This window comes from Lysinibacillus antri (assembly GCF_003977595.1).
Classification (GTDB): Bacteria; Bacillota; Bacilli; order Bacillales_A; family Planococcaceae; genus Ureibacillus; species Ureibacillus antri.
On record NZ_RYYR01000028.1, the window covers coordinates 46647 to 53146 of the forward strand.

Consider the following 6500-nt stretch of genomic DNA (forward strand, 5'->3'; position numbering starts at 1 on the left):
ACGGTTTTCATCATACTGTGTCACTTCCTTACCAACTAAAAGGATTTTCTAATAGACTCCAATCGTTATTTATCTCATCAGTGGTTAATAAGCATTTATCTAAACTCTTCACAATTTCCTCTTTAGGTAAATCAATCCCAATAATCACTATTTTCGTCATTCTATCGCCATATTCTAGATCCCACTCTTCTTCAATTAAAGGATTTTGTTTTAAAATACTTTCTTGTTGGTGTTGAGGTAACGCAGCGACCCAATAAGATACAGGTTTAATATTTACTGAATTACCTGCTTGAGACATTATAATCGCAAATTTATTATGAACAGCACTCCAAACGATTCCTTTTGCTCGTACAATTTCTTTAGGCATATTTTCCGTCCATTTTTTAAATCGAATAGGATGAAATGGCAGTCTTCTAACGTATGTGAATGAATTAATTCCATATTCTTCTGTCTCAGGTGTATGGTTTTCATGACCTAGTTGCAATTCTTTCAGCCAACCAGCAGAATTTGATACTTTATCAAAATCAAAGCGATTTGTATTTAACAATTCATTCGTATCTACCTCACCATGACTTGTTCGAATAATCTTCGCCTCAGGTTGTAATGTTCGTATAACTTTTTCAAGTTTTTCTATAGTTTGTTTATCTACTAAATCACACTTATTTAAAATCAATACATCACAAAATTCAATTTGATCGATTAATAAATCAGCTACATTTCGGTCATCTAATTCGCCAACTGCTTCTTTTCTTTCTAATAAAGTATCTCCAGATTGGAAATCATGCCAGAATCGATTCGCATCTACAACTGTAACCATTGTATCTAAACGACAGACAGTGGTTAAATCGATTCCTAATTCTTCATCAATATAACTGAATGTTTGTGCAACAGGGATAGGTTCACTAATTCCTGTTGATTCAATAACGATGTACTCAATATCGCCTTTTTCAGCCAATTTTTTGACTTCAATTAATAAATCTTCTCTCAAAGTACAACAAATGCAGCCATTCGAAAGCTCTACGAATTTTTCTTCTGTTCGAGAAATGCCACTACCTTTTTCAACTAGTTCTGCATCGATATTAATTTCACTCATATCATTTACAATAACTGCAATTTTTAAGTTTTTCGTATTTGATAATAAATTATTTAAAATTGTTGTTTTACCAGCACCTAAATAACCACTTAATACTGTAACTGGAATTTTTCTCATCATTACGCCTCCATATATAGTAATAATTATGATTTGAAACCTGTTTAGTAAACTACATATTTTAAAGTAGTGTAAGTATTTCAATTAATATTTTCATATTCCATATTTAAATCTAAAAAATACATCTTTATAAGAAGTTAACTGTAAAAGCTTACATTCTTATAAAGATGTTTTTAAATTTATAAAGGACTACTTTGTTTCTCTATGAAGCGTTACACGTTTTAGACGTGGGCAATATTTTTTCAATTCGATTCTTTCGGGATTGTTACGCTTATTTTTAGTCGTAATATAATTTCGATCTCCTGTTTCTGTACAAGCTAAAGTAATATTTACTCGCATAATTTACACTCTCCACTTAAATAGTAATGATTACGATTTATATCGTACGCTTAAAAATTTCAAACGTCAAGAACTAAGTTAACAATGAAATCCAAATTGATGCTTTTGCTCAACCTGCATTAGCAATTGGACTAATATTAGCAGGTGCTTTACAGGATATAGGAGATACAAAAAGTTCTATGTACAGTACGGCAATTTGTATGTGGATCATTCGTATAGTTGATGTTTATATTTTAGAAATAAAATTTGAGATGAGGATTGCTGGGGTTTGGTTGTCTATAGCTATTAATCTATTTGTGAAAGCAATTTTCTTACTCTTTAAATTTAAAAATCATTTTAAAACGATTACTAATCAAGAACAAACTAATATTTAATAAACCTTTGTACAATCCACTATTATTACATCAGTGGATTCTTTTTTTATATAAAGTTATGAAAATTATTGTTGCAAAAAATGAAGTGGTTAGCTATTATTTAATACGTTAATAGTAACGATTACTATTTGAAAGGAGAATAAAAGTGAAAAGATATATTTGGATACTAATGCTTCTATGCTTTACCCTACTAGCTGCATGTAGTAATGATAATATTCAGAATGAAGAGTCAGATGAAAACGCAGAAGAACAAACAAAATTAAAAGTCTACACTACGGTATATCCGTTAAGTTATTTTACAGAACGTATTGGAGGAGAGTTTGTTGAAGTTGAATCCGTTTATCCTCCAGGGGCAAATGAACACTCATTTGAACCAACACAGCAAGATATGATCAAGTTTGCAGAGGCAGACTTATTATTCTACATTGGTTTAGGTCTTGAAAGCTTTATTGATCATGCTCAAGAGACATTGAAAAATGAAAATGTTGAATTTATCGCTACTACAGCCAATGTACCTGAAGAGAAGTTTAGTATGAGTACTGGTCATTCACATGACGAGCATTCGGAAGAAGCTGAAGATGCTCATACAGAAGAACATACTGATGAAGAAGGTACTAGTGAATCCGAAGATGAACATGCCTCACACGCAGAGGATGGCCATGAAGAACATAATGAAGATGAACTTGCTTCTCACACAGAAGAAAGCCATGAAGGTCATAATGAAATTGATGCACATGTTTGGCTTTCTGCAGCTATTTCCTCAGATTTAGCATTTTCTATCAAAGATGCACTTACTGAAAAAATGCCAGATCAAGCTGAAACATTTGAAACAAATTATCAAGCGCTAGTACAAGAATTAGAAGCGTTGGATGGTCAGTTTAAAGATATGGTTGCTCAAGCTGATTCTCAAACATTCTTTGTATCACATGCTGCATTTGGCTACATTGCAGGAGAATACGATTTGCAACAAGTACCGATTGCTGGTCTTAATTCACAAAATGAACCTTCCCAAAAGGAATTAACAGAAATCGTAGCTCTAGCAAATGAATTAAATATTAAATATATTTTATTTGAACAAAATGTTTCCTCGAAATTAGCTGAAACTATTCAATCTGAAATCGGGGCTGAAGCGTTGACATTGCATAACCTAAGTGTCCTTACAGAAGAAGATATTGCTAATAATGAAACGTATTTCACATTAATGGAACAAAATATTGAAACTTTAAGCAAAGCATTAGAAAATAAATAATCCGCTTCACATTTAAAGTAAGTCAATGTAATTAGGATGCGCTTTAAAACCCGTTACAAATTGTAACGGGTTTTTGTTATATCTACCTTTTATAATTCTTATCACCGCTAATATTTATTCACCAATTTCCAAGCTCTTCTTCAGGGATACTGTGAGATAATTTAAGTGCATTTTTTCATAAACATCAATAAAAACTACCTTTTGACTGATGAGTTTTACTTGTTCAGGTTTTACACAGGACTGCATGAAACATAATTATTGAGCCCTTTTGTATTGGGATTCAATCTTTTAGGAAGTTAGGGTTAAAACTGGATATACATATGGTTCAGATGGTTCATCAATTACTTGCCACTCGGTAGTTTTAATTACTGGAATCTCCACCCCACCATAGTTAGTCACATCTAGCACTCCTTCAATTTCGATCCAAGTATCTTCGGCCAACTCAAAGGCCTCATCAATTTCAGTTAGAAACCCTAAAATACTCGCATCAGCTAAACAATGGGTGATCATAAAACGCGAGACTACAAACTGATTGGCATTAAATCCTTCCTCTTTATAAACAAACCCACTTATTTTAATTGTCTTTCCAATATAAGTACTAAGATTATCATTGATTGCACCATAATATGTTCCAAACATGTCCTCGCTCATGTGAATAGTCTCAGATGCTTCGAAACTCTTCACTTTTTCTTCATATTCTTTATTCGACATATAGTTGTTATTTTCTATTGGAAGATAGTCTTCAGAATAAATATCAATATTCTCATGTTCTGCTAATGTATTTGCATTTTCAAATAAGTCTGGGCTCTCATCATTATTTTGCTGAACGGGTGGTAAAAATGATCCTTTATTTCCTGCAATTGATGCATTCAATGTTGCTGGCTCAAACGAAAAACCTGTAATGATCGGAAATGTAATGATTCCGTAACTTACTAACCTTGCTAGACTAAAATGTCCATTCCCATGATCATGATTACAAGTTGAGGAACAAATATGATGTGTATGCTGTTTCGGTTGGAGGATACGGAATAGTTGTATAACAAATAACAAAATAAAGATCCCAACTGCGATTTTACTAATATACTCATACTTTGGATTAACATATTTTAAAATATCGCCAGAAGTGTGCAAATCAATAAAAAACCACAAAAACAATCCTAAAATAATCGTTTTAATAAAGTGCTGGATATTAAATGTCATAAGAGCCCCCTTAAATGAAGGTTGTAAGATGGACAAAGATAAATACAATCGATGTGATTAAAATAAATAAAATAAATACAAATTTTGCTTTAAAAACACTTAATAGCATGATTGTATTTTTTAAGTCAATCATCGGTCCGTAAACTAAAAAGGCTAGTATGGATGTAGATGGGAATAGATTTCTAAAGGAGGCACCAATGAACGCATCTGCTTCTGAACATAACGATAAAAAATAAGCAAGTCCCATCATCACGAAGCTTGTATAAAAAATATTATCTTCAAAAAGTAGGAACGATTGCATAGAAACATAAACCTGCAATGCAGAGGCAACAAATGCACCGATGATTAAATATTTACTCATATCGAAGAATTCATCTACGGAATGATGTAACATCCCCTTCACTCTATTAAATATCGATTCCTCTTTCTTTAGCGTTGATGGTTCCTTGTGTTTTAGTTGATTTGAATTAAATAAAATTCCGATTATAAATGCAATAACAAACGCTGCTATAAAACCAATCCCCATGCGCATTAATGCCATTCTGAAATCATTTCCAAAAGCCATATATGTTGACAAAATAACAATTGGATTAATGAGTGGCCCCGTTAATAAAAATCCTATACCGGCATACAAAGGGACACCTTTACTGATTAGCCGACGAACAATCGGAACAATTCCACATTCACAAGCTGGAAACAATGAACCGACCACACAGCTCATAAAAACGGCTTTTGCTTTATTTTTAGGTATCCACGCACGTATATGATCCTCTGTAATAAAGATCTGTATAAACCCTGAAATCAGCACACCTATTAATACAAATGGAATAGCTTCTATTAAGATACTAAGAAAAATGGTATTTAACTGTTGAAATGAACTAATACTTGATTCATTGAAAGGTAAGATTGAATTTATTAATACAAAGATTAGAAAAATAATAAGAAGACCCATTGTTAACATATTTCCGGACGAATGATGGCTATGTTGCATTAGATATCCTCGCTTTTATAATTAATGTATTTCCCTATTTTAATCATAGTAATGAAAATCTAAAAATATGCATTTTAATAATAGTTTAATCAAATACAAAGATAGCTATATTTATTTTATATTTTCTATCCATTAAAAAAACTTTCTCGTTAAAACAGGCATAAATTGGATCATCGAAATTTATTATATTCCTTATGTTGATTTAAATTAAAAATATTTTTTCAACTAATTCTGGTTGCCCAATCATCGTTTCAATTCAATATAAAGAAACCTTTAATAGTAATGATTAGATTTATACTGAAAATAGTAAAATATGTATTTATAAGTGTTTTAACTGTAAGCTCAATGCTTATAGGACAACATAAAGGTGATATGACCGTCGAGGAATATAAAACGTATTATGACATTGGCTACAAAAGAAATACAGAACGCGTCGTAATTGAGAGCAACAATGCGACGTTTTATGAAAATGGAAAAGCTTTTACAGGAGAATATCAAGCAGATGGATACGAAATTCTCACGTATGAAGCTGGAAATCGCGGCGTACGTTATGTATTTAAACTAGTAGAACCTGCAGATAAACTACCACAGTATATTCAATTCAGTGACCATAGCATTTCGCCAACAAAAGCAGGTCATTATCATTTATATTGGGGTGATGATCGAGAAGTATTATTAGAGGAAGTAACAAATTGGGCTACATATTTCCCTTCTAATATGGATGGGCATACAATTGCACATGAGATGATTGCGCATTAATTCTAAGCTCACTATTTTCTTCTTTAGCTTGTGTAAACCACTGTTTATACGCTTCTTTTAGCTCATAAGCCTTTTTCAATTCAGGTGATTGGACAACTATATTCTTTTAGCGGCATCGAAATATAGACTAAAATACGATTTTCTTGTTCGATGATTTCTTCAATATTTACACCTTTGAATCCTAGTAATTCCATGTTAAAATTCATACAGCACAACTCACCTTTACTACTTGTTTCTCAGCAATTCAAGTTTAGTAAAATAGGTGATGTTGTGCTATTTCTTTGTAAGCCCGTAATCAAATAACGCATATTATCTGATCACACCTCCCGGTACCATAAAGGTATGAAATTCAAAGGAGGTGTTTTCTTATGCCAACAA

7 protein-coding genes and 1 pseudogene are annotated in these 6500 nt (G+C 32.1%); 3 read left to right on the forward strand and 5 right to left on the reverse strand.

The window, feature by feature from the left end:
- Positions 1–28 precede the first annotated feature (28 nt).
- Positions 29–1210, reverse strand: a complete 1182-nt coding sequence (locus EK386_RS16160) for a GTP-binding protein (RefSeq protein ID WP_158674451.1) — start codon at positions 1208–1210, stop codon at positions 29–31.
- Positions 1211–1399: 189 nt separating this feature from the next.
- On the reverse strand, positions 1400–1549 hold the full coding sequence (gene rpmG / locus EK386_RS16165; RefSeq protein ID WP_066461706.1) for a 50S ribosomal protein L33: 150 nt from the start codon (positions 1547–1549) through the stop codon (positions 1400–1402).
- A 134-nt stretch (positions 1550–1683) separates the two neighbouring features.
- Between rpmG and EK386_RS16170 the strand changes: the two genes are divergently transcribed.
- Both EK386_RS16170 and EK386_RS16175 read left to right on the forward strand, forming a co-directional pair.
- Complete coding sequence (locus tag EK386_RS16170) at positions 1684–1923, forward strand: hypothetical protein (RefSeq protein ID WP_246027698.1); 240 nt, start codon at positions 1684–1686, stop codon at positions 1921–1923.
- A gap of 145 nt (positions 1924–2068) precedes the next feature.
- Positions 2069–3172: a metal ABC transporter solute-binding protein, Zn/Mn family gene (locus EK386_RS16175; protein WP_246027696.1), complete on the forward strand. Its 1104-nt coding sequence runs from the start codon at positions 2069–2071 to the stop codon at positions 3170–3172.
- Positions 3173–3460: 288 nt separating this feature from the next.
- On the opposite strand, the gene EK386_RS16180 is transcribed toward EK386_RS16175, so the two are convergent.
- Entirely contained in the window at positions 3461–4372 is a 912-nt protein-coding gene (locus EK386_RS16180) for a TIGR03943 family putative permease subunit (protein WP_126660218.1), read from the reverse strand.
- 10 nt (positions 4373–4382) lie between these two features.
- Positions 4383–5363 carry a permease gene (locus EK386_RS16185; protein ID WP_126660219.1) on the reverse strand — a complete coding sequence of 327 codons (981 nt, stop codon included), beginning with the start codon at positions 5361–5363 and terminating at the stop codon, positions 4383–4385.
- Positions 5364–5720: 357 nt separating this feature from the next.
- Between EK386_RS16185 and EK386_RS16190 the strand changes: the two are divergent.
- A pseudogene (locus tag EK386_RS16190) lies at positions 5721–6122 on the forward strand (ZinT/AdcA family metal-binding protein); the annotation flags it as partial.
- Positions 6123–6202: 80 nt separating this feature from the next.
- On the opposite strand, the gene EK386_RS20620 reads toward EK386_RS16190, so the two are convergent.
- Positions 6203–6328 (reverse strand): hypothetical protein, encoded by a 126-nt coding sequence (locus EK386_RS20620; RefSeq protein WP_255507981.1) that lies wholly within the window; start codon positions 6326–6328, stop codon positions 6203–6205.
- Between the last annotated feature and the right edge of the window lie 172 nt (positions 6329–6500).

What these genes read in the sequence shown, in the direction of transcription:
- EK386_RS16160 (WP_158674451.1), bottom strand. Translation starts at nt 1,210, where the DNA reads ATGAGAAAAATTCCAGTTACAGTATTAAGTGGTTATTTAGGTGCTGGT.
- rpmG (WP_066461706.1), bottom strand. Translation starts at nt 1,549, where the DNA reads ATGCGAGTAAATATTACTTTAGCTTGTACAGAAACAGGAGATCGAAAT.
- EK386_RS16180 (WP_126660218.1), bottom strand. Translation starts at nt 4,372, where the DNA reads ATGACATTTAATATCCAGCACTTTATTAAAACGATTATTTTAGGATTG.
- EK386_RS16185 (WP_126660219.1), bottom strand. Translation starts at nt 5,363, where the DNA reads ATGCAACATAGCCATCATTCGTCCGGAAATATGTTAACAATGGGTCTT.
- EK386_RS20620 (WP_255507981.1), bottom strand. Translation starts at nt 6,328, where the DNA reads ATGAATTTTAACATGGAATTACTAGGATTCAAAGGTGTAAATATTGAA.